15 protein-coding genes and 2 pseudogenes are annotated in these 20,165 nt (G+C 71.6%); 10 read left to right on the forward strand and 7 right to left on the reverse strand.

Translation table 11 applies throughout. From position 1 onward, the window contains the following. The first annotated feature begins 148 nt into the window (after positions 1–148). The 6 genes from ABZ861_RS27535 (at position 149) to ABZ861_RS27560 (ending at position 9,277) form a co-directional block, all read left to right on the forward strand. Positions 149–478 carry an SseB family protein gene (locus tag ABZ861_RS27535; RefSeq protein WP_361635360.1) on the forward strand — a complete coding sequence of 110 codons (330 nt, stop codon included), beginning with the start codon at positions 149–151 and terminating at the stop codon, positions 476–478. Then, the gene (locus tag ABZ861_RS27540; RefSeq protein WP_361635363.1) at positions 475–1,128 is read left to right on the forward strand and encodes a hypothetical protein; all 654 of its coding nucleotides are present in this window, start codon (positions 475–477) and stop codon (positions 1,126–1,128) included. Before ABZ861_RS27535 ends, ABZ861_RS27540 begins: the two co-directional genes overlap by 4 nt. A gap of 2 nt (positions 1,129–1,130) precedes the next feature. Continuing rightward, positions 1,131–5,900, forward strand: coding sequence for a putative T7SS-secreted protein (locus ABZ861_RS27545; protein WP_361635365.1), 4,770 nt, complete (start codon positions 1,131–1,133; stop codon positions 5,898–5,900). A gap of 7 nt (positions 5,901–5,907) precedes the next feature. Beyond that, positions 5,908–6,666, forward strand: coding sequence for a hypothetical protein (locus ABZ861_RS27550; protein ID WP_361635368.1), 759 nt, complete (start codon positions 5,908–5,910; stop codon positions 6,664–6,666). 557 nt (positions 6,667–7,223) lie between these two features. Further along, positions 7,224–7,667 (forward strand): DUF485 domain-containing protein, encoded by a 444-nt coding sequence (locus ABZ861_RS27555; protein WP_361635371.1) that lies wholly within the window; start codon positions 7,224–7,226, stop codon positions 7,665–7,667. After that, positions 7,664–9,277 carry a cation acetate symporter gene (locus tag ABZ861_RS27560; protein WP_361635373.1) on the forward strand — a complete coding sequence of 538 codons (1,614 nt, stop codon included), beginning with the start codon at positions 7,664–7,666 and terminating at the stop codon, positions 9,275–9,277. The genes ABZ861_RS27555 and ABZ861_RS27560 overlap by 4 nt, the downstream gene beginning before the upstream one ends. A gap of 173 nt (positions 9,278–9,450) precedes the next feature. Here the strand turns inward: ABZ861_RS27560 and ABZ861_RS27565 are convergent, their stop codons facing one another. The 6 genes and pseudogenes from ABZ861_RS27565 to ABZ861_RS27590 form a co-directional block, all read right to left on the reverse strand. Next, complete coding sequence (locus ABZ861_RS27565) at positions 9,451–11,103, reverse strand: ricin-type beta-trefoil lectin domain protein (RefSeq protein WP_361635376.1); 1,653 nt, start codon at positions 11,101–11,103, stop codon at positions 9,451–9,453. A 109-nt stretch (positions 11,104–11,212) separates the two neighbouring features. Continuing rightward, positions 11,213–11,653, reverse strand: a complete 441-nt coding sequence (locus ABZ861_RS27570; RefSeq protein ID WP_361635570.1) for an RICIN domain-containing protein — start codon at positions 11,651–11,653, stop codon at positions 11,213–11,215. Between the two features lie 30 nt (positions 11,654–11,683). Further along, positions 11,684–12,868 (reverse strand): annotated as a pseudogene (locus ABZ861_RS27575) (glycoside hydrolase family 64 protein); the annotation flags it as partial. A 1,410-nt stretch (positions 12,869–14,278) separates the two neighbouring features. After that, on the reverse strand, positions 14,279–15,499 hold the full coding sequence (locus ABZ861_RS27580; protein ID WP_361635379.1) for a metallophosphoesterase: 1,221 nt from the start codon (positions 15,497–15,499) through the stop codon (positions 14,279–14,281). Between the two features lie 452 nt (positions 15,500–15,951). Continuing rightward, positions 15,952–16,437: a pyridoxamine 5'-phosphate oxidase family protein gene (locus ABZ861_RS27585; RefSeq protein WP_361635382.1), complete on the reverse strand. Its 486-nt coding sequence runs from the start codon at positions 16,435–16,437 to the stop codon at positions 15,952–15,954. Between the two features lie 98 nt (positions 16,438–16,535). Further along, positions 16,536–16,932, reverse strand: a pseudogene (locus ABZ861_RS27590) (hypothetical protein); the annotation flags it as partial. A gap of 38 nt (positions 16,933–16,970) precedes the next feature. Here ABZ861_RS27590 and ABZ861_RS27595 point away from each other — a divergent pair. The 3 genes from ABZ861_RS27595 to ABZ861_RS27605 all read left to right on the forward strand — a co-directional run bounded on the left by ABZ861_RS27595 (position 16,971) and on the right by ABZ861_RS27605 (position 18,339). Next, positions 16,971–17,165, forward strand: a complete 195-nt coding sequence (locus tag ABZ861_RS27595; RefSeq protein WP_361635385.1) for a ribbon-helix-helix protein, CopG family — start codon at positions 16,971–16,973, stop codon at positions 17,163–17,165. After that, positions 17,162–17,554, forward strand: a complete 393-nt coding sequence (locus tag ABZ861_RS27600; protein WP_361635388.1) for a Fic family protein — start codon at positions 17,162–17,164, stop codon at positions 17,552–17,554. Before ABZ861_RS27595 ends, ABZ861_RS27600 begins: the two co-directional genes overlap by 4 nt. Before the next feature lie 287 nt (positions 17,555–17,841). After that, the gene (locus tag ABZ861_RS27605) at positions 17,842–18,339 is read left to right on the forward strand and encodes a GNAT family N-acetyltransferase (RefSeq protein WP_361635391.1); all 498 of its coding nucleotides are present in this window, start codon (positions 17,842–17,844) and stop codon (positions 18,337–18,339) included. Between the two features lie 223 nt (positions 18,340–18,562). On the opposite strand, the gene ABZ861_RS27610 is transcribed toward ABZ861_RS27605, so the two are convergent. Next, positions 18,563–18,838 carry a DUF3253 domain-containing protein gene (locus tag ABZ861_RS27610; RefSeq protein WP_361635394.1) on the reverse strand — a complete coding sequence of 92 codons (276 nt, stop codon included), beginning with the start codon at positions 18,836–18,838 and terminating at the stop codon, positions 18,563–18,565. 866 nt (positions 18,839–19,704) lie between these two features. Here ABZ861_RS27610 and ABZ861_RS27615 point away from each other — a divergent pair. Beyond that, the gene (locus ABZ861_RS27615) at positions 19,705–20,160 is read left to right on the forward strand and encodes a hypothetical protein (RefSeq protein ID WP_361635397.1); all 456 of its coding nucleotides are present in this window, start codon (positions 19,705–19,707) and stop codon (positions 20,158–20,160) included. Positions 20,161–20,165: the final 5 nt, after the last annotated feature.

The following is a 20,165-nucleotide window of genomic DNA, read 5'->3' on the forward strand; positions in this document are numbered from 1 at the left end:
CCGGGGCGTTCGCGCGCGTCCTGGTCTATGGTGCCGTTCGTCGTCCACGGCGGGGGAGGAAAGCGTGGGGCAGCCGAGGTTGGCGCTCGCCGAGCGCGTTATCGAGCGGAGAAGCGGAGGCGACGACCCTCGCGCCCTCATCGGTGAGATGCGCCGTTCGGTCCTTCTGGTGCCGGTGGCCGACGGAGGGTTGTGGTCGGTGCGTGCGGGCGGGGTGCGGTGGGTCTGCGGGTTCACCGACGAGGCCGCCCTGGCCCGGTTCGCCCTGCACCACGGGCCGGGGGATCGGCCCCTGGACTACGCGGCTCTGCTGGGCGCGCGCATCGTCGACGAGATCGTGCCCGCCCTGGGCGAGCCCGCCGGTCTCGCCGTCGACGTCGCCGCCGAGGAGGGGGCGATGTTCTTCCCGCCGGTCGTCGGCATCGTCCCGGACGCGGTCGCCGTCGACGCCGGCCCGGCGCGGGAGGGGCGGTCATGAGCGGCGACGGCAAGGACCTCCAGATGGACAAGGAGGCCGTCGCCAAGTTCACGCAGGGCCTGGGGGCGACCATCGAACAGCTCGGCGACCTCGGCGGTGCCACCGGTTCCGTCATGGGGAAGGGCTTCTCGGAGCTGGCGATGATGGGAATGGAGGCCGGACACCACGGCCTCTCGGTCGACTTCGAGGACTTCTGCGAGTCCTGGGAGTGGGGCGTGCGCGCCCTGGTCCGGGACGCCAGCGAGATCGCGAACCGGCTCGGCCTGGCGGCGGGCACCCTGTGGGAGGAGGACCAGTACGTCGCGGGCTCGCTGAAAGTGGGCGCCAACTCCCTGTTCGGCGGCGACCCGCACGCCAGTGAGGAGGAGGTCGCCAAGCAGAACTGGGGCGACGTCTTCACCCCGGACTACCTGCACCCCGACTACAGCGCCGAGTCGTTCGACAAGGCCGGTCACGACATGGCGCAGACCTGGAAGGACACCGGCCGCACCGTGCTCACCGAAGGCCGGGGCGGCCAGCAGTCGGAACTGCTCAACAAGGCGTTCGGCATCTCCGACGACCAGTGGAACCAGGCGCTGGACGACACCTTCGGACCGTCGCCGCAGGAGCGCGCGCAGCAGCAACAGCAGGGTGAGTCCGGGGGGAACTGACGGTGGGCATAGGCGACTTCATCAGTGACATCACGCCTGACTCGGTCGAGGACAAGATCGAGCACGGCGTCGCGTGGGTGGGCGACCGGGTCGAGGACGCGGGCGACTGGACCGCCGACCGGTTGCAGGACGTCGGCTGGGAGTCCGGCGCCGACTGGGTGCGCGAGCAGTCCCGCTCGGTCGCCAACCGGCTGGGCGCCGAGGTCGACGAGATGGACCTCGGGCAGACCGAGGACAAGACCAAGCTGATCTACGGCAGCCCGAGCAAGATCGACGCCGTGGCCGCGAAGCTCCGCGCCTTCGAGTCGTCCTTCAACGAGACCGGCGACGGTCTCAGGGGCCTCGACACCTCCCGGCTCAAGGGCGAGGCGGCCGACGCGCTGCGCACCACCGTCGGCGAGCAGCCGCACCGCTGGTACACGGCGGGTGAGGCCTGCGTCAAGGCGATCAGCGCGCTGGAGTCGTTCGCGGACACGGTCACCTGGGCCCAGGGCCAGGCGCAGACGGCGATCGACAAGTGGAAGGAGGGCGTCAAGGCGTCCGAGGACGCCGCCGACGCCCACCGCGGAAAGGTCGACGCCTACAACAAGGCCGTCGACCGCTACAACGCCCAGCCCGCCGACGAACGCGACCCGTCCTCGCTTCCGCCACGCCCCGCCGAGACGTTCGACGACCCCGGCAAGAAGCTGATGAAGGACGCGCAGGACACCCTGGCCGAGGCCCGCAAGCAGCGGAACTCGGCCGCGGAGACCGCGCGTTCCGCGGTGCGCGCCGCCCGCGACATGGCCCCGAAGAAGCCGTCCTACGCCGAGCAGGTGCGCGACGGCTTCGGCGAAGTGCAGATCATGCAGGACCACGTGGCCGGCGGCTTCGTCAAGGGCACCGCGGGGATCGTGAACTTCGTCCGCGGCGTCAATCCCATGGACCCGTACAACCTCACGCACCCGGCCGAGTACGCCACGTCCCTCGACAGCCTGGCCGCCGGCCTCGTCGTGGCCGCCAACGACCCCGTCGGCACCGGCGCCCAGATGGTCAAGGACTTCATGAAGGACCCGGCCGAGGGGTTCGGCCGGCTGATCCCCGACATCCTGCTGACCGTGGCCACCGACGGCGGCGGCGCGGCGGTGAAGGGCGTGCGCATCGCCGAGGACGCCTCGGAGGCCTCGAAGGTGCGCAGGCTCCTCGACGACGTCGACGAGGGGGCCCACGGGCGCCCGGACGGGGGGCGACTCACCGACGGCTCCGACCCGGTGGACCTCGCCACGGGCCGGATGTTCCTGCCCCAGACCGACGTGGAGATCCCCGGCATCCTGCCGCTGGTCTTCACTCGCCGCACCGAGTCCGGTCTGACGGCCGGCCGCTTCCTAGGGCCGTCGTGGACGTCCACGGTGGACGAGCGGCTGGAGATCGACGCCGTCGGCGTCGTCCACGTCACCGCCGACGGCCTCCTGATCGCCTACCCGCACCCGGTCCCCGGCGACCCCACCCGACCGCGGCCGGGCGCCACGGCGCGCGTGCTGCTCGCCCGTGACACCGACGGCGACTACACGCTGACCGACCCCGACTCGGGCGTGGTCCGCCACTTCACGGCCCCGCCGGGCGCCGAACCGGGAGGCGACGGCACCGCCTGGCTGTCCGGCATCGGCGAACGCGGCGGCCACAGCGTCACCGTGGACCGGACGGACGACGGACTGCCCCTGGCCCTCGTCCACTCCGCGGGCCACCAGGTCCGACTGGCCACCGCCGACGGGCGGGTGACCGCGCTGTTCCTCGCGGGCGCCGGGGAGAGCGGCGCGGACCTGCCGCTGATGGGCTACGGCTACGAGAACGGCGACCTCACCACCGTCACCCGCCCGTCCGGCGCCGTCACCGCCTTCGCCTACGACGAACGCCGCCGCGTCATCGCCTGGACCGACTCCAACGACCGCCGCTACGACTACGTCTACGACGACCGGGACCGGGTCGTCGCCGAGGGCGGCGAGGCGGGCCACGTCCAGATCACCCTGACGTACACCGAACCCGACCCCGGGACCGGTCACCGCACCACCACGCTCACCACCGCCGACGGCCGCTCCACCCGGCACCTGGTCGGCTCGCACTGCCGGATCCTGGCCACCACGGACGCGCTCGGCCGCACCACCCGCTTCCGCCACGACGCGCACGGCAACCTGCTGTCCCGCACCGACCCGCTCGGCGCCACGAACAGCTTCGCCTACGACGACGAGGGCCGGCTGATCGCGGCCGTCCGCCCGGACGGCTCCGAACTGCGAGTCGTGCGCGGCCGGTTCGGGCTGCCGACGGAGGTCGTCGGACCGGACGGCGCCCGCGCCGCGTACGCCTACGACGAGCGCGGCAACCGCACCGCGTACACCGATCCCGCCGGACGCACCACCCGCGTCGCCTACGACGACGCGGGCCGCCCCACCTCGGTCACCGACGCCCTCGGGAACACCACCCGTGTGACGTGCGACGCGGCGGGGCGGACCGTGGCGGTGACCGACCCGTCCGGCGCCACCGCCCGCACCGAGCGGGACGGGCTCGGCCGCCCGGTCCGGGTGACCGACCCCACGGGCGGCGTCACCCTCCTGGAGTGGAACGCGGACGGCCGGCTCGCCCGCCGCACCGGCCCGGACGGCGCGAGCGAGGCATGGACCTACGACGGCGAGGGCAACCGCACGGCGCACACCGACGCCGCCGGAGCCGTCACCCGCCACGAGTACACCCACTTCGACCTCCCGCTCGCCACCACCCTTCCCGACGGCGGCCGTTACGCGTTCGAGCACGACGCCGAGCTGCGCCTCACCCGGGTCACCGGCCCGCAGGGCCTGAGCTGGACGTACAAGTACGACGCGGTCGGCGAGATCGTCTCCGAGACCGACTTCGACGGGCGCACCCTGACCTACCGCGTGGACGCCGCCGGCCGCCTCACCGCCCGGACCGACGCCCTCGGCGGCACCGTCTCCTTCGAGCGCGACGCACTGGGCCGGGTGCTCGCCAAGACCGTCGACGGCCGGGTGACGACGTACGCGTACGACCGGGCGGGCCGCCTCCTGGAGGCGGTCGGACCGGACGGCGAGCTGCGCTACCAGTACGACCGCCGCGGGCTGGTCAAGACGGAGATGGTGGACGGCCGCCCGATGCTCTACTCCTACGACGACCTGGCCCGGCGCGTTCGCCGGACCACCCCCACCGGCCACGTCACCTCCTACGCCTACGACTCCGACGGGCTCCCCGCACGGCTGACCACCGGCGGCCGGCCGGTCGACTTCGCCTACGACGCCGCCGGTCGCGAACTGGTCCGGGCCTTCGGCGACGCGCTCACCGTGACCTCGGCCTGGGACGAGGCCGGCCGGCTCGCCACGCAGCACGTCACCGCCGGCGCCCGTGCCGTCAACAGCCGCGCCTACGGCTACCGCGCCGACGGACACCTGCTCTCTGTCGCGGACCGGCTCTCCGGGACCCGCACGTTCGACCTGGACCCGATGGGCCGGGTCACCGCCGTGCACGCGCCGGGCTGGACGGAGCGGTACGCCTACGACGACGCCGGCAACCAGACCTCGGCCACCTGGCCGGACCGGCACCCGGGCGGCGAGGCCATCGGACCGCGCACCTACAGCGGCACCGGCATCACCCGTGCCGGGAGCGTCCGCTTCGAGCACGACGCGCTGGGCCGGGTCACCCTGCGGCAGAAGACCCGCCTGTCCCGCAAGCCGGACACCTGGCGCTACGAGTGGGACACGGAGAACCGCCTCACCTCCGTCACCACCCCCGACGGCGCCCGGTGGCGCTACCGCTACGACCCGCTGGGCCGCCGCACCGCGAAGCAGCGTCTGGCGGCGGACGGCGAGAGCGTGGTCGAGGAGGTCCGCTTCACCTGGGACGGACTCACCCTCTGCGAGCAGACCAGCCACCGGCCGGACCTCCCGCACACGGTCGCCCTCAGTTGGGACCACCGGGACGTCGTCCCGCTCGCCCAGACCGAGCGCATCCTGACGGCCGACAGCCGGCAACAGGAGGTCGACCGGCGGTTCTTCGCCATCGTCACCGACCTGGTCGGCACGCCCACCGAACTCGTCGACGAGACGGGCGGCGTCGCCTGGCGCAGCCGCAGCACCCTCTGGGGCGCCGCCGCCTGGGCCAGGGACGGCGACGCCTACACCCCGCTCCGCTTCCCCGGCCAGTACTACGACCCCGAGACCGGCCTCCACTACAACCTCTTCCGCCACTACGACCCCCAGACCGGCCGCTACACCTCCCCGGACCCGCTCGGCCTCGCCCCCGCGCCCAACCCCCTCGGCTACGTGGACAACCCGTACACGGGGTGCGACCCGCTGGGCCTGATGCCCAAGTACACGAAGGACGAGAAGGCGCAGAATCGGATCGACAAGATCCTCGACGACGTCGCCGACAGGGCGCGAAACGGTGAGATGAACAAGCACGCGAAGTACCACGGGGACACGCGCCACGGTTTCACCGACGAACGGGTCCTGGAGATCCTGAAGGAGCCCGATGCGGTGTACCAGTCATCGGGTCAGGCAGGGAACTTCATCTACCGCAAGGGCGACGACATCGCCGTGGTCTACGGGCCCGGCTCCAAGCAGGGCCAGGTCATCACGGCCTACGGAGAGTCGGGCATCAAGGGCGAGTCAGGCGTCAAGGCGCTCGGCGGCAGTCCGACGGACCCCGGCGTCCCGGTGACCCACGAGGACATCGTGCAGGGCAGGATTCCCACCGAGGACGGCTATCTCGCACCGGCGAAGCAGATCAGATGAGGCACGGATGACCATGAAACTGTCTTTCGACGGCGGCTGGCGCGCGACGGTCACGGACGATCCGCTGCGCATCGCCCCCCGCTTCACCGGCGACTCCGTGGACGTCGTGCGGTACGCGGACGTGAAGGAGCGTGAGCGATTCCTCGCGGACACCTTCGGCAGCCAGGACCGGTTGTGGGACTCGCCCGACGTCCTGCGGTTCGACCCGGTCAGCCGGAAGCTGGTCGGGGCCGAGCTCCAGATGCCGTACGTCTCCGCGTCCGCCGAGACCTCCGTCCGCGTCCCGGTCATGCCCCCGGTGCGACCGGGCGGACTCCGCGCGGACGAGGTCGAGGACTTCCGGCACGAGATGTGCACGGTGCTGTGCCGCGCTCCCGGGGACGCCGTGCTGACCTGCCTGCGCGACCTCGACGTCCTCGACGAGCCGGTGGACGCCTGTGTCGGCATCGCGCCCGACGTGGCGCTCCTGGTCCAGGACTCCGCCGTCGTCGGCTGGCGTCTCACCGACCCCGCACGGTACCTGACCACCGCGTACGCCGACCCCGACCCCAGCCCGCCGTCGCCTGCGACCCGTCGGCTGCTGACCGAGTGCGTGGACCTGCTGACCACGCCGACGGTCGACGACCTGGTGGACGGCGAGCCGGCCGCCCTGGCCCGCCTGCGGGCCGCCGACGAAGCCCTCCGCGCCCAGCGCGAGGACCGGCGCCGCGCCGACGCCCTCCTCTCGCTCATCGGCGTCCTGGTGCAGGACTACGGGAACCGGTGACCTCAGAGCCGTGACGGTGCTCCCCGCGGTGGTCTGCGGGCAGGACGCGGGGGCGGCCGGCTAGGCGGCCGCGGTCGCTGGCCGCCCGGTTCGGCGCCGCACCGCCGATCCCCACCGCACCGCCGAGCGGCGCCGCGCCGGAGTGCGACGGCGCACTCACCGGCGCGTGCGCACTACTTCGCGCGCCCCGTGAAGCTTCGTTTGCACCTCCTGCCCGTCCCGGTCCCGCTGAGCGTCCCCCGCACCGGGCCCGCCACCGTCGCCACCGGCTCCTCCCGACCCCCAGGACGCCTCCACCTGCGACGGAACGAGGGGACCGGCACCCTCGGTCACCCCGTGGACCTGGCACGACCGCTGCTCCGGAACATCACCAATGCGACGCGTCCCGCCAGCACGGCCGCCGACGGCGCACCCTCTGGCGAAGAATGGGCAAAGACAGGGAACATGTCGACATACGGATCCTTCGACCCGCGACCCATGGCACGTGATCTCCGAGCCGCCCCCCGCGCACGCGGTCCGTCTCTTTCCGGGCCCAGTCCCCGCCAGGAGCCTCCGACATGTCCTACGACAGCTCCGAGTTTCCCTTCGACCGGCCGCCGCCCGAACCTCATTCGCCCGTCAACCCTTCGGCGCACGTCCCCAGTTGGTCGACCGGCCAGGAGCCGTCCGACAGCGAGCCGACGGGCCGGCGCTCCGCCCCGCACCGCACCCTGCACCTGCTGCGGCGCGCCTACCGCTGGCAGCGGCGCGTGGCGTCCTTCACCGCGCTCGGCTACTTCGCCGCCTTCCTCACGCTGACGGTCAAGGCCCCGTCGCTCATGACCCGTCCGGGCCCCGGCGGACTGCCCACCGGCCTGCTGCTGGCCCTCACCCAACTCCCCGTCACCTGGCTGGCCGTCCTGCTCTACGAGGCCACAGCGCGCCGTTTCGTCGACCCGCTGGCGCGCCGCGCCCGCCGTCAGTCGTACCCGGCCCGCCCGCACCGGAAGGGCGCCTCGTGACGGAGTTCAGCGGCCCCGCGCAGTCCTGGTCCCTGGTCGCCTTCTGTTCCGTCGTCGCGCTGACCCTGCTGCTCTGCATACTCACCGGCCCCGACGCGGACGACCTGGCCGAGTTCTACACCGGCTACCGATCCCTCTCGCCCCTGCGCAACGGGCTCGCCGTCGCCGGCGACTACATCTCCGCCGCCACGGTCCTCACCATCGGCGGCATCATCGCGCTGTGCGGCTACGACGGCGTGGTCCTCGCCTTGAGCGCCGTGCTCTCCCTGCTCCTGCTGATGTTCCTGCTCGCCGAGCCCCTCCACAACACCGGCCGGTTCACCATGGGCGACGTCCTCTGCCGCCGCCATCCGGCACGTTCCGTCCGCATCACGGCCTGCGCCGTCACCCTCACCGCGCTCGTCCCGATGATGGTCGTCCAGCTCGCCGGCGTCGGCGAACTCCTCTCCTATGTACTCGGTTTCACCGACACCGCCATGAAGAATGGCTGCGTGGTCGGAGCCGGGATACTCATGATCAGTTATGCGGCTCTCGGCGGGATGCGCGGCACCGCGCTCGTCCAGATCTTCAAGACGGTGATGCTCCTCGCCTCCGGACTCGTCGTCAGCGGACTGATCCTGCACTCCTTCGGCTGGAGCCCCGAGACCCTGTTCCGCAGCGCGGCGCGGCAGAGCGGTACGGGACCGGCCTACCTGCGCTGGGGCCTTCAGTACTCCAGCAGCCCCCACCCGGCCCTCGACATGGCGAGCACCCAGTGCGCCATCGTGCTGGGCGGCGCCTGCCTGCCGCACGTCACCATGCGCATGTACACCGCCGGCACGCCGCGCCAGGTCCGCCGGGCCATGTCCTGGGCGGTCTCCTCGGTCACGCTGTTCATCCTGATGCTCGTACTGATCTGCACCGGCGCCACCGCCCTCCTCGGCCGCCCGCGCATCGCCGCAGCCGACCCCCACGGCACCACCGCCTACCTCCTCGGCGCCCGCGCCGCCTTCGGCGCCGGCCTCTCCCGCCCCGAGAGCCTGCTCTTCGCCACCGCCACCACCGCCGTCTTCCTCACCCTCCTCGCCTCCGTCGCCAGCATGACGCTCGCCTGCGCCAACACCCTCGCCCACGACCTGACGGCCTCCCGCCCCGCCCCCCTGCCCCCGGAACGCGAACTCGCCCTGGCACGCCTCTGCGCCCTGGCCGTGGGCGTCCCCGTCATCCTGCTGGCGGCCATGGCCCAGCACCGCAGCCTCCAGCCCCTGGCGACCACCTCCTTCACCCTCGGCGCCTCGGCCATCGCCCCGGCGCTCCTCTACACCCTCTTCTGGCGCCGCTACACCCGGACGGCGCTGCTCGCCACGCTCATCACCGGCTCCCTCAGCGTCCTGGCGCTGACCCCGGGCACCACCCTCGTCTCCGGAACCCCCCTGTCCGCCTTCCCCGAAGCCGACTTCGACTGGTTCCCGTACAACACCCCCGCCCTCGCCTCGATCCCCGCGGGCTTCCTCGCCGGCTGGCTCACCACCCTGCTCTCCGGCAAGAAGACCGCGGCCCGGGAGCGCACCCGCTACGCATCCCACGAACACCACCTGCTGACGGGCCCGCCGCCGGACCGAGCGGGATGAACGCCGCCGGCAGGAGTGGTGGCCGACCCGGTCGTCCGCACCGTCGCCGCTCTCCAGGCTGAGGACGGAGACGATGCCGCGGGCGCCGACGGCGCCCGGGAACCGGCGGTCGGTCTCCGGGGTGTGGCGGCGCCGTGCTCCGGGGAGCGCTTTCGCTCCCCGGAGCGCAGGCGTCAGGGCAGGTTCCAGCGCTGGTTGGCGCCGCCGTCGCAGTCCCAGATGTCGAGTTGCGTGCCGTTGGCGTCGGCGAAGCCGGGGTCGTCCAGGCAGCGGCCGGAGGCGGGGTTGACCAGGCTGCCGTTCGCGCCGGCGTGCCAGACCTGGTTGCCGCCGCCGTTGCAGTCCCACAGCTCCACCGGCGACCCGTTGGCGGTGGCCGCGCCGGTGACGTCAAGGCACTTGCCGTTGATCGTCAACGTGCTGCCGTTGCTGGTCCACTGCTGGGCCGGGGTGCCGTTGCAGTCCCACAGGTCGGCCTTCGTGCCGTTGGCGCTCGACCCTCCGAAGTCGTCCAGGCACTTGCCGGCGATGCCCGAAGTCACCGGGCCGCCGGAGGAGCCGGAGCCACCGCCGGTGAAGGCGCCCAGGCCGTTGGGCGTGCCCAGGCCGGTGGGTCCGTCGTAGCCGCTCGCGCCGTTGCACAGGTAGGACGGGTTGCAGGAGCCGTCGGAGCCGGAGGTGACGTCGTAGAGGGAGCCGGTGTGGGCGTACGGGATCGAGGCCGCCGGATCGGACGGGGCGCCGGCCAGGGCGTAGACCGAGGCGATGATCGGGGAGGAGGCGCTGGTGCCGCCGACCACGAACCAGCCGCCCTGGCCGTAGGTGTCGTAGACCGCGACTCCGGTGCCGGGGTCGGCCACCGCGGAGACGTCGGCGACGGTCCGCCGCCCCGCGCAGCCGGTGTCCTTCTGCCAGCTCGGCTTGCTCTCCCACGACGAGCAGCCCGCCCCGGCGCCCGACCACGCCGATTCCGTCCAGCCGCGCGCGGTGCCGGAGTTCTGCCGCAGCGAGGTGCCGCCGGCGGCGACCACGTACCGGGAGGTGGCCGGGAAGCTCACCCCGTAGCCGCCGTCTCCGGTGCTGGCGACGTCCGCCACGCCCGCGTGGTTGAAGTCGGCGTCCGCGCCGGCGTCGCCCGAACCGTCGCCCGTTCCCCAACTGTTGGAGATGAAGCGCGCGCCGAGCGAGACGGCCGTGTTCTGCGCCGCGACCAGGTCACCGGACTCGATCACCAGGATGTGACACAGCGGGCAGACCGCGGAGACCATGTCGATGTCCAGCGACGCCTCGGTGCCCCACCCGGAGTCGCCGGGCGGGTAGTTGCCCTGCTGGCCGCTGCCGTTGACCTTCCGGAAGCAGCCGTTGGCCGTCGTGCAGGAGGGAAGGCCGTACTGCGACCGGTAAGTGGCCAGGTCCGACTCCAGGTTGGGGTCGTCCGCGAGTTCCGTGACGGCTACCGTCGCCCCGCCGCCCCTGGAGGCTGCGGCCGAGGCGAGGTTGTACGCGCGTTGCAGGTCCGAGGGGCCGTAGCCGGACGGCGCCGCGTGCGGCGCCAGCGCGTTGTCGTGCCGGGCGGGGATGTCCGTGCGGATGCGCGAGAAGCAGACCGGAGCACCCGGGAACAGCGGTTTGGCGCACGAGGCGGGGGTGCTCGGCGCGGCCGCCGTCTCCGTCGCGGCCTGCGTCCCGGTTCTCTGGGCGGCGCCAATCGCTTGAGCGGTGCCGGTGGCGTGCGCGGTGCCGGTGGCCTGTGCGGTGAGGGGCACCGCTAAGGAGGTTCCGGCCACGGCGAGCGTCACGGCCACTCTTCGGAGCTTGTGTCTCATCGTCGTCGTCCTTTCGATGTCATTGATCGGGTCATGTCATACTTTGGATGATGTGCCAGGCGCTGGCCCGGCCCTTCGTGAACAGGGCCGGGCCGCGTTGTGCGAGTGCTCAGGCGGTGGCCAGTCGGAAGGACTGGTTGGAGCCGCCGTTGCAGGTCCACTGCTCGAGGGTGGCGCCGTCGGCCGTGGAGAAGCCCGCGATGTCCAGGCATTTGCCGCTGGCCCGGGAGACGAAGTGGTAGCTGCCGTCGGGCTGGGCCACCGGCATCCACTGCTGGTTGGCGCCGCCGTCCTGATTCCACGTGTCCAGGGCGGTGCCGTCGGCGCCGGAGCCTGCCGGGTCGTCGATGACTTGACGGTTGGCGGCGGAGTTGCGGTTGGTGAGGGTGTAGTAGCCGCCGTCGGTGCGGGCGAACTGCCACTGCTGGTTGGTCTGGCCGCCGCAGGTCCACTGGATCAGCGGGGTGCCGTTGGTCGTTCCGCCACCGGAGGCGTCGACGCACTTGCCCGAGTTGGAGTTGACCATCCTGTACCAGGCCGAGGTGTCCACCGGCCCGGAGGGACCAGTGCCCCCGCCGCCGTTGAACGAGTCGAGTGTGATCGACGCGGACTGCGGGTTGTCGTCGTGGACCAGCGACTCGTGGTTGCCGACGTCGTCGAACGCGAAGGCGTACGCGTTGCCGTCGGCCATCTGCCCGTGCAGCTCGCGGGCGTAGTAGTTGGTGTCCCCGTCCTGGTAGAAGCCGGCCGAACCGGTGTCGGGCTGGTTCGGATTGGTGAGCAGCGTGGTGCGGTTGTAACCCGCGCACAGAGTGCGGGAGATGGGGCCGCGCACCAGGTCGTTGGGGGCGTCCAGCAGCTTGTAGCAGCCGAAGATGCTGTCGGCGTCGGGCTTCTGGAAGGAGGTGACCACCGCGCCGGAGCCGTCGGTGAAGTTCATGACGTTGCCGGAGACCCGTCCGTAGTACCTGGTGTTCGGCTGGTCGGCGAAGGGCGTGACGGTCAGCGTCGTCGTGGCGTACTTCGACCACACGCGGTTGACGTAGTCGTCCATCACGCCGGCCGGCAGTGCGCCGGACTCGATGCCGTGGCCGGGGTTCAGCGCACGCAGCACGGTGCCGTCCGAACGGGTCTGCACGAGGTTGGCCCACCCGCCCGGGTGGCTCTTGAGCGCGTTGAAGAAGCCGTTGTACCCGCCGGGTTTGAGCGTTCCCGTGGTCTTGGCGCCCCCGCTTCCGGTGACGCCCACGGTGTAAGGGACGGAGAACATGTCCACCTGAGTGCTGTTGATCCACAGCCCGGCGTCGTTGAGGGTGTACTCGGTCCAGTCGAAAAGGATGTCGTGGTTCGGGTCGGACGGGTTCTGCACGGCGGGCTGCACCAGGCCGCCGGTGGTCAGCTTGAACGCCAGCTTCTGCCCGAAGGAGAAGTAGATCCGGCCGGAGAACTTCGGGATGCGGATGGTGGTGGACTGGCCGTTCGCCGGGCCGGTGATGGAGGCGTCCGGCGCGGGGGTCGGCGGGTTCCCGCCGGCCGGCCAGGCATGGAAGGCGCCGCTGGCGTCGGCCCAGCCCTGCTGGCCGGTGGACAGCAGGGTCCCCAGGTCGTAGATGTAGATCGGCTCGCTGCGGCCTGAGTTGTTCGTGTACGTCAGCGGGATCGTGGCGGGGACCGCGGCCTGGGCCGGGGGTGCGCCGGTGAAGGCTGTCAGTCCGGCCGCGACGACTACCGCGGCGAGGAAGGACGTCAGTGGCTTGCGCGCCATGAGCACGTGTCCTCCTGATCATGGGGGGATGGACTGCGTGAGAGGTGCGGGGCTGTGGGGCGTGGACGCGGGGGCATGCCCGACAGTCGGGCGTCGGGCGACGGGCGTCGGGCGACAGGCAGTCGGCGACGGCAGCAGACCGCGTCCGGTGTGAGGCGCGGCCCGTGTGAGGCGCGGACGGACGACTCGTCGGCGTCCTGCGTCGTGCTGTCACTCCTGCCGGGTCATCTGGGTACGGGGTCCGCTGCCGCCGCCCGCCCGGTGACGACGTCGTCGGCGCACGCCGAGATCACCGACGGCCGGCGTGAGAGGGGGGACTGACCCCGCGTGCCGGGCCGAACGGGATGCCGGCGCGGGTGAAGACGTCGCTCCGGGGCGAGGCGTCGAGGCAGCGGGTGGACTGAATGCGCCCCGGTAGAAGGAAAAGTGGGCCGTTGCCCGAGAGGCGTCGGACTCACCACAGGGAGATCAGGAGGGGCACGCCATCGTTTCATCGTCGCGGCTCCGGAGACGGGCGGACGTCGGCCGCCGGGTGGAGTTCAGCGGTGAACGACGGCCAGCAAAAGGGGAGTGGCCGGTCCATGTCAATGGTCCGTACCAGATTTCTTACCGGACGCGCTGAAGTGTGAGAGAGCGCTCTCAGAATTGCGTTCTTGTGTGCGGTAGTTGCATCTGGGGACGCGGCGGCGCCCGACGCTGGCCGACTGCGCGCCTTCGAGGCCCGGCGGCGAGCGTCGGAGGCCGTCGCGCCGAGGATTTCCCAGGGCGCGCTTTCCCCGGCCGCCCCGTGACGCCGCGGCCGGGCGCGCGCCGGCGATCTCCTCACGGCAGCCACGCTGAGCTGCGGCGTGAGCACCTTCCGCGCGTGACCGCCTTCCCCGGCGGACTGGCGAGGGGGTGACGATGCGAAAGAGCTTTTTCTTTCGTTGGAAGATGTCCCTTTGTCCGGTGTCTTGACGCTCAAGGGAACACGACTCCACACTGTCGCGCAGTCTCCCGGACCGTCCGGCTCCCCACCACGGTTCGGGATACGCCCCCATGAGCTGTCCCGTCCCCCACCGGCGAAGGACCACGCCGTGCGACGACACCTGAGATCTCTCCTGCCCCCGTGGCTGCTCGCCCTCGTGGCCACCGCGCTTTCCGTCGGCGCCGGTCCGGCGCAGGCGGCGAGCACCGCCTCGGTGACCGTGGGCGGATCGCAAGACGGTCGCACGTTCGACGGCATCGGCGCGATCAGCGGCGGCGGGGGCAACTGCCGCCTGCCGCGCGACTACCCGGCCGCCCGGCAGCCGCAGATCCTGGACGGTATGGCCATGGTCGTGTCCTCAGTGAGACGAGCCTTGTCGTCTGTCGGCGCCGCACCCCTCCGCCCGTGGACAGTTCTCAAAGGACGTATCGGCCCGCCCGGTGCTACGGCGAGGTGGGGCGGTGCGGGGAGCGGAGGACGAGCAGGGTGATCTCGCTGGGGGCGAAGACGCGGAACGGCGGGCCCCAGAAGCCGGTGCCGCGGCTGGTGTAGAGAAGGGTGCGGGCGCCGTGGCGGCTCAGTCCCGCGAGGACAGGCTGATCGATGCGGACCAGGTGGTGGAAGGGCCAGATCTGGCCGCCGTGGGTGTGGCCGGAGAGTTGGAGGTCGATGCCCTCGGCTGCCGCCCGGTCGACGAACTTGGGCTGGTGCGCCAAGAGCAGGACGGGTAGGCCGGGGTCGGCGCCGTTCAGGGCTCCGGCGAGGTGGGCGCCGTGACCTGCCAGACCGGAGGACTCGGCGGTGACGTCGTCCACGCCGGCGACCACGAGGGTGTCGCCCCCGCGTTCGAGCAGCAGATGGCGGTTGCGCAGCGGCTCCCAGCCCAGCTCGTCCATCAGGTCGACCCAGCCTTGGGCCTCGCTGTAGTACTCGTGGTTGCCGGTGACGTACACACGGGCCCGGGTGGCCCGCACGGTACCGAGGGGGACGGCCTGGGCGCGGCGGCGCTCGGCCGTGCCGTCCGCGATGTCCCCGGTATGGCAGACCAGGTCGGCTTCCAGAGCGTTCACCGTCTCGCACACCCGGGCCGACCAGCGCGCGCGATCGAGCGGGCCGTAGTGGGTGTCGGTGACGAGGACGACGCGGGTGCCGTCCAATCCGGCGCCGAGTCGCGGGAGTCGCACGTCGAGCTGGCGTACGCGGGGCACGCGGCGGGCCTCGGCGTACCCCCAGACGAGCAGCACGGCGGTCACGCCGAGGACGGCCCAAGTGACGATGCGGGCCCGGTCCTGACCCTCGCCGACGTCGGCCACGGTCAGGGCGAGCCGCAACAGGACGCCGAGCAGAACGGACCAGGTGAACAGGACCCAACTGGCGCCCAGGAGGGTGTCACCGACGATCGCCGCCCGGTCCTGCTGGCGCCGGCCGTGGCCGCGCGCCATCGCGAGCGGCATCCCGATGAGGCCGAGGGCGAACAGGGCGGTGCCGATCAGTCTGACCGGCAGCGGCCAGTGCTGGCCGGTGTGCAGGAGCACCCAGCAGGGCACGGCCCACAGCAGTACCGGGGCGATCAGGGGGAGGTAGCGCATCAGGCGGTGCAGTCGGCTCTGCCGCGGCGCTTGCGCTTCACTGCCGGCGGGTCGGGTGTCGCTGGTGTCGGTCATGCTTCCCTTCCCTGACCGGGCTGCGTCTCGCGCACTGTATCCGGTCGTTCTCGGGCCTGGCCGGACGGGCGTTCAAGGGGTGCGGCCTCTTGGGGCGAAGGGTTCACCGCTGGATGGCGAGACTTCGCCGCGGCCGCCTCCCCCGGGTGCGAGCCGCCGTCCAGGCGCCCTCCGCAGAGGCGCTGTTCATGCGACTCGTCGGCGGCCCGGCCGGTAGGCGAGGGCACGGACCTCGGTGGCCCCCTGTCATCCGTAACGCTCGTGCGACGCTCGGGGTGCCGGTTGGAGGAGTGCGTGCACGGTTACCGGGTCGCCTTCCTCGCCAGCGCCGCCCTGTTCGCCCTCGCACTCGCCGTCACCGGCCTCCTTATCGACGACCGCCGCACCGGGCCCGCCGTATGACCAGCCACTGGCTGTCAGAGGTCCTGTCCCTTGCTCCGTGGGGGGCGCGGTCAGTTCGCCTTCTTGGCGAGTTCGGTGAGGAACTGCGGCATTCGGCCGGCGCCGAAGTCGTAGAACCGGGCCCACTGCGGCTCGACCGCGATACGCGCCATCTGGTCGTACATAGCCCGGCAGTTCCGCTCGAACTCGGCGGCGTACTCGGCGTCGAAGTTCTTCCGCGCGGCCGCGAGGTACTCCGGAACCACCCCGTCGACGAGGGTGAGGTGCACGACGCCGCGCACCGACAGCGTCTTGGCCGAGCCGGGCGAGTCGCCGGCGTCGATGGTCAGGGCGATCTCGGGGCGGGCGGTCAGCGCTCTCACCTTGGGCGCCGTGGCCGCGGTGGACATGACGATCTCGTCGCCGGTCCAGAAGATCCCGATCGGGATGACGCGTGGCCGCCCGTCGAGTCCGTTGTACGCCAGCCGCGCCATCGACGCCTGGCTCAACAGCTCGTGGGCGTCGGCCAGTTCCTGTGCGATCTGCTCGGGGTCCATGACTCGTCGTCCTCTGCTGTCGCGCGGCCGCTCGTGGCCGCTCCGTCCCTGGGACGGAGACGCCGCCACGTTCTCGACGCCCGCGGCCGAATCGCCGTCTACTCGACCACGGTAATCGTGCCGCGCCCGGCACCGGGGTTTCTGAGCGGCTGCGCCGCGGCCGGGAGCACGTGGTCGCCGATTTCGTCGGTGCTCAGGCACAGCGAGCAGACCATCGCGTCGTGGGTGGCGCAGGCGGCCAGGTCGGGGCGCTCTTAGGGCTGGTGGCAGACGTGGCAGTCGAGGGTGACGGCGCTGGGGTTGCCGTCGGCGTCCAGCAGGGCTCCGTGAGACCGTCGGCGTTGCGGCGCAGGTGTACTAGCGGCCCTTGGCAGCGAGCGTCGGCAGCGGGGTCAGGGCGAAGGCGATGAGGGCCGCGGCGACGGGTGAGTACGGCTGGAGGGTGTCGCCGAGGGCGTGGAAGTACACGGCGAGGGACAAGCCGGAGGCGACGATCGCCTCGCATCTAGATGCCAGTCCGGCATCATCGCTGTATGGCGATGACACTCCGACTCCCCGAGGATCTTGACGCGAAGCTCACCGAGCGTGCTCGGCGGGAGGGCCGCAGCAAGCAGGAGCTTGCCATTGAGGCTATCCGCGACGCCCTGAACCGGGCTGAGCTGAAGGTCGACGACGTCCTGGCCGAGCTGATGGACAGCGACGCGGAGATCCTGGACTACCTGAAGTGACCGAAGTGCGTTACCTCGAGATCGACGAGATCCTGGCCATCGCCCGCGCGGTCAACGGTACCGAGCACAGCGTGCGCGACATGGGGCTTCTGGTGTCAGCGATCGAACGGCCCCGGACCGATGTGTTCGGGGCCGAGCTGTATCCCACGCTGCATGAGAAAGCGGCGGCACTGCTGCACTCCGTTGCCCGCAATCACGCGCTGGTCGACGGCAACGAGCGCACGGCCTGGCTCGCCATGCGCGTCTTCCTGCGGCTCAACGGCGTCAGCGCCAGTACCGTTCCGCCGCCCGTCTCCATAGCCGGGCCGTTCGTCGAGGAGGTCGCGCAGGATCACATCGACGTTCCGGTCATTGCCAAGCGCCTGTCTGTCTGGTTTCCCGTTTCCTGACGTTCGACGTCGTGAGGTCCGCGCATGGAACGAGGTGTCCGTGAGCGGTGCTGACTCCTGGCGGTCTCCCGAGGGCGCCGGTCCCTTCTGGTGGGTCCCGTCCGTTCAGCGGGGTGATTCTTCTCCGTCGCCACGGCGACTGCGATGGCGCAGGCATCCGCACCGTTGCCTGTCTTGGGGACAAGACCTCGGCCCGACCGAGGCGTATGGCGGCGGCGGGCTACGACCTCGATGCATGGCTGTAATCAACTTGCTGACCGCCTTGGCGGGCGGGCAAGGTCTGGATCATGCTTGGACTACGCACTGTGGATTCAGACGACTGGCCCCTTTGGCGGGAGTTGCGACTGGCCGCGCTTGCTGAGGCGCCTTACGCGTTCGGATCGACGCTGGCCCAGTGGCAGGGCTCCGGCGACCGAGAGGACCGCTGGCGTGCCCGTCTGTCGATTCCCGGCGCGCGTGATCTCGTCGCGCTCCTGCACGGTCTCCCGGTGGGCATGGCCAGCGGAGTGCCGGGCGAGGAGTCAGACAACGCGGAGTTGATCTCGATGTGGGTCAACCCCACGGCTCGGGGCAAGGGCGTGGGTGACTGCCTGATCCAGGCGGTCGAGCGGTGGGCGGCGGAGCGCGGTGCCACGACGCTGCGGTTGTCCGTCATGCCGGACAACCGCAGGGCGACCGCGCTCTATGAACGGCACGGTTTCACGGACACGGGTGAGCCCGGCGATCCTCTGCCCGATGGCGTGGGCAGGGAGCGGGTCATGGCGAAGATCCTGGCCGCTTTCTGATCTCCGCATTCGGGCGCCGCGGGAGTCCCCGCCTGCTCAGGCTGCGGCGGCGAGGAGGCGTCCACTCCAGCGGATGCCCTTTCTCGCCACGAATGCGGGCGCGTTCCTTCCGTTGCGCGGCGATGACATCGGGGACGAAGGCCAGGATCGCGATTACGGCCATGACCACGGTCAAGGCCGATTGCTTCGACAACTCGCGTCGGGACCGCGACCGTGCCAGTGGCTATCGGCGTGCGCGGCGGATGCGGATCGGGCCGCGCACCTCGGCCTCTTCGACGGGGCGCCCCGCCTGGGTCACTTCGACCTCGCCGGCCGCCACCAGGCGCCAGGCCGCTCGGCGGGCGGGTTCCATCAGGGCTCGCCAGCCGTCGTCGTCACCCTCGTAGGCCGCGCGCGCGGCATCGGACGGGCAAATCGAGGAGGTGTCGGCGCGGCGCTCCAGCAGGCTCATGATGGCCCGCTCCAACCGCTGCGCGAGCTGCCGATCCGTCTGCGCCACGTATCCAGTGTGGCGCCGTTCGCGGGAAGCGGCAGACGGCGACGGACTCGCCTTCGCCCGGAGCCGGGGGTGTCCGGCTGCCCGGCGCGAAGCGGTCGAGGAGACCGGGGCTGGTGCTGTGGCCGGAAAGGCGTGCCGGACAGAAACCCTCTGGCTGGCGTTCGCAACGACTGCCGCAATGGGTCCGCCTACGCGCGGATCGGCCCCACCGCTCCGTCCTCGGGGGCGGCAGTGCTCACGGCTACCACTACGGGCCCCGCCGACTGCGGCAACGACGGTAAAAGCCCCGCTAGCAGCTACCGGACGGCCTTCGCTCAACAGTGCATCCGCTCACCCAGGCCGCCCATGCCCAGGAGAATCCTCGGGTCCGGCGCAGCGTGGGGAGCGCGGCGCTGAACCCGGCGGTCCGACGTCCCCGAGCAGGTCACCGACTGGCTGGGCGGTCTGCCGGTCGGCGCCCTGTCCACCGCGAGCCGGGTGTGCCGGCAGTGACAGTTCCGGCCATCAGGAGCAGACGGGGCGTACCGGGTGCGCGTGCGGGTACCCGAATGACGTCACCGGCCCCCAGGGCGAGAGCAGTGGGAACCCTGCGACCTCCAGCCTCGGGGGCCGATGCATGCCCCGCAGTCCAGGCGCGGCGGTCGCCGCACGAACGGAACTCGGGGTGTGACAGGGGCACGGTGAGGGTCCCGGTAGCGCGGCCGGAGAAGCAGTGGTCCGCAGGCGGATCGACCCATGTCCGTGCTGGTCGGAGGCGCTGCGGGAGTTGCAGGGCGAGCCTGTCCTCGCCTCCGTTGTCGCGACCGCGCTGGGCGGACTCGGGCTGATCTGCATGCTGTCGAACCGATGTGCTGCGGGCCCCTATCATGGGAGCGCTTTCAGAGCCGACCGAGCTGGGGGTGGCGGTGCTGCTGACGATCACGGTTCAAGGAGAGCGGTCAGAGGCGGGCGGCGCTCCCGTGCACGACCTCAGCGCGTGGCTGGGCCGGCAGCGCGACCTGCGGGGTGTGATCACTCGTGCCGGGGCGGCGCCGAGACCGGGCGCGATGGGCGCGTCGACCGACGTCCTCACGGCACTGCTGGTGCCCGGGGGAGTGGCCACCGTTCTGGCGAGTGCGGTCGTGGCCTGGGTGCGCAGCCGCACCGGCAAGCAGACGGTGACCTTCACCCGGCCCGACGGCGCGCAGTTGACCGTCACCACCGAGGGCGTGAAGGATCTGTCAGCCGCCCAGGTGTCCGCACTCGTGCGGGATCTCGCGGCGACGCTGGACGTCCGGCAGGTGACCGCGGACGGGCCGCAGCCGGAACCGCGGGAAGAGTGAGCCCG

The organism is Streptomyces sp. NPDC046985, from assembly GCF_040644415.1.
Classification (GTDB): domain Bacteria; phylum Actinomycetota; class Actinomycetes; order Streptomycetales; family Streptomycetaceae; genus Streptomyces.

What these genes read in the sequence shown, in the direction of transcription:
- ABZ861_RS27535 (WP_361635360.1), top strand. Translation starts at nt 149, where the DNA reads ATGCGCCGTTCGGTCCTTCTGGTGCCGGTGGCCGACGGAGGGTTGTGG.
- ABZ861_RS27540 (WP_361635363.1), top strand. Translation starts at nt 475, where the DNA reads ATGAGCGGCGACGGCAAGGACCTCCAGATGGACAAGGAGGCCGTCGCC.
- ABZ861_RS27550 (WP_361635368.1), top strand. Translation starts at nt 5,908, where the DNA reads ATGACCATGAAACTGTCTTTCGACGGCGGCTGGCGCGCGACGGTCACG.
- ABZ861_RS27555 (WP_361635371.1), top strand. Translation starts at nt 7,224, where the DNA reads ATGTCCTACGACAGCTCCGAGTTTCCCTTCGACCGGCCGCCGCCCGAA.
- ABZ861_RS27565 (WP_361635376.1), bottom strand. Translation starts at nt 11,103, where the DNA reads ATGAGACACAAGCTCCGAAGAGTGGCCGTGACGCTCGCCGTGGCCGGA.
- ABZ861_RS27580 (WP_361635379.1), bottom strand. Translation starts at nt 15,499, where the DNA reads ATGACCGACACCAGCGACACCCGACCCGCCGGCAGTGAAGCGCAAGCG.
- ABZ861_RS27585 (WP_361635382.1), bottom strand. Translation starts at nt 16,437, where the DNA reads ATGGACCCCGAGCAGATCGCACAGGAACTGGCCGACGCCCACGAGCTG.
- ABZ861_RS27595 (WP_361635385.1), top strand. Translation starts at nt 16,971, where the DNA reads ATGGCGATGACACTCCGACTCCCCGAGGATCTTGACGCGAAGCTCACC.
- ABZ861_RS27605 (WP_361635391.1), top strand. Translation starts at nt 17,842, where the DNA reads ATGCTTGGACTACGCACTGTGGATTCAGACGACTGGCCCCTTTGGCGG.
- ABZ861_RS27615 (WP_361635397.1), top strand. Translation starts at nt 19,705, where the DNA reads ATGGGAGCGCTTTCAGAGCCGACCGAGCTGGGGGTGGCGGTGCTGCTG.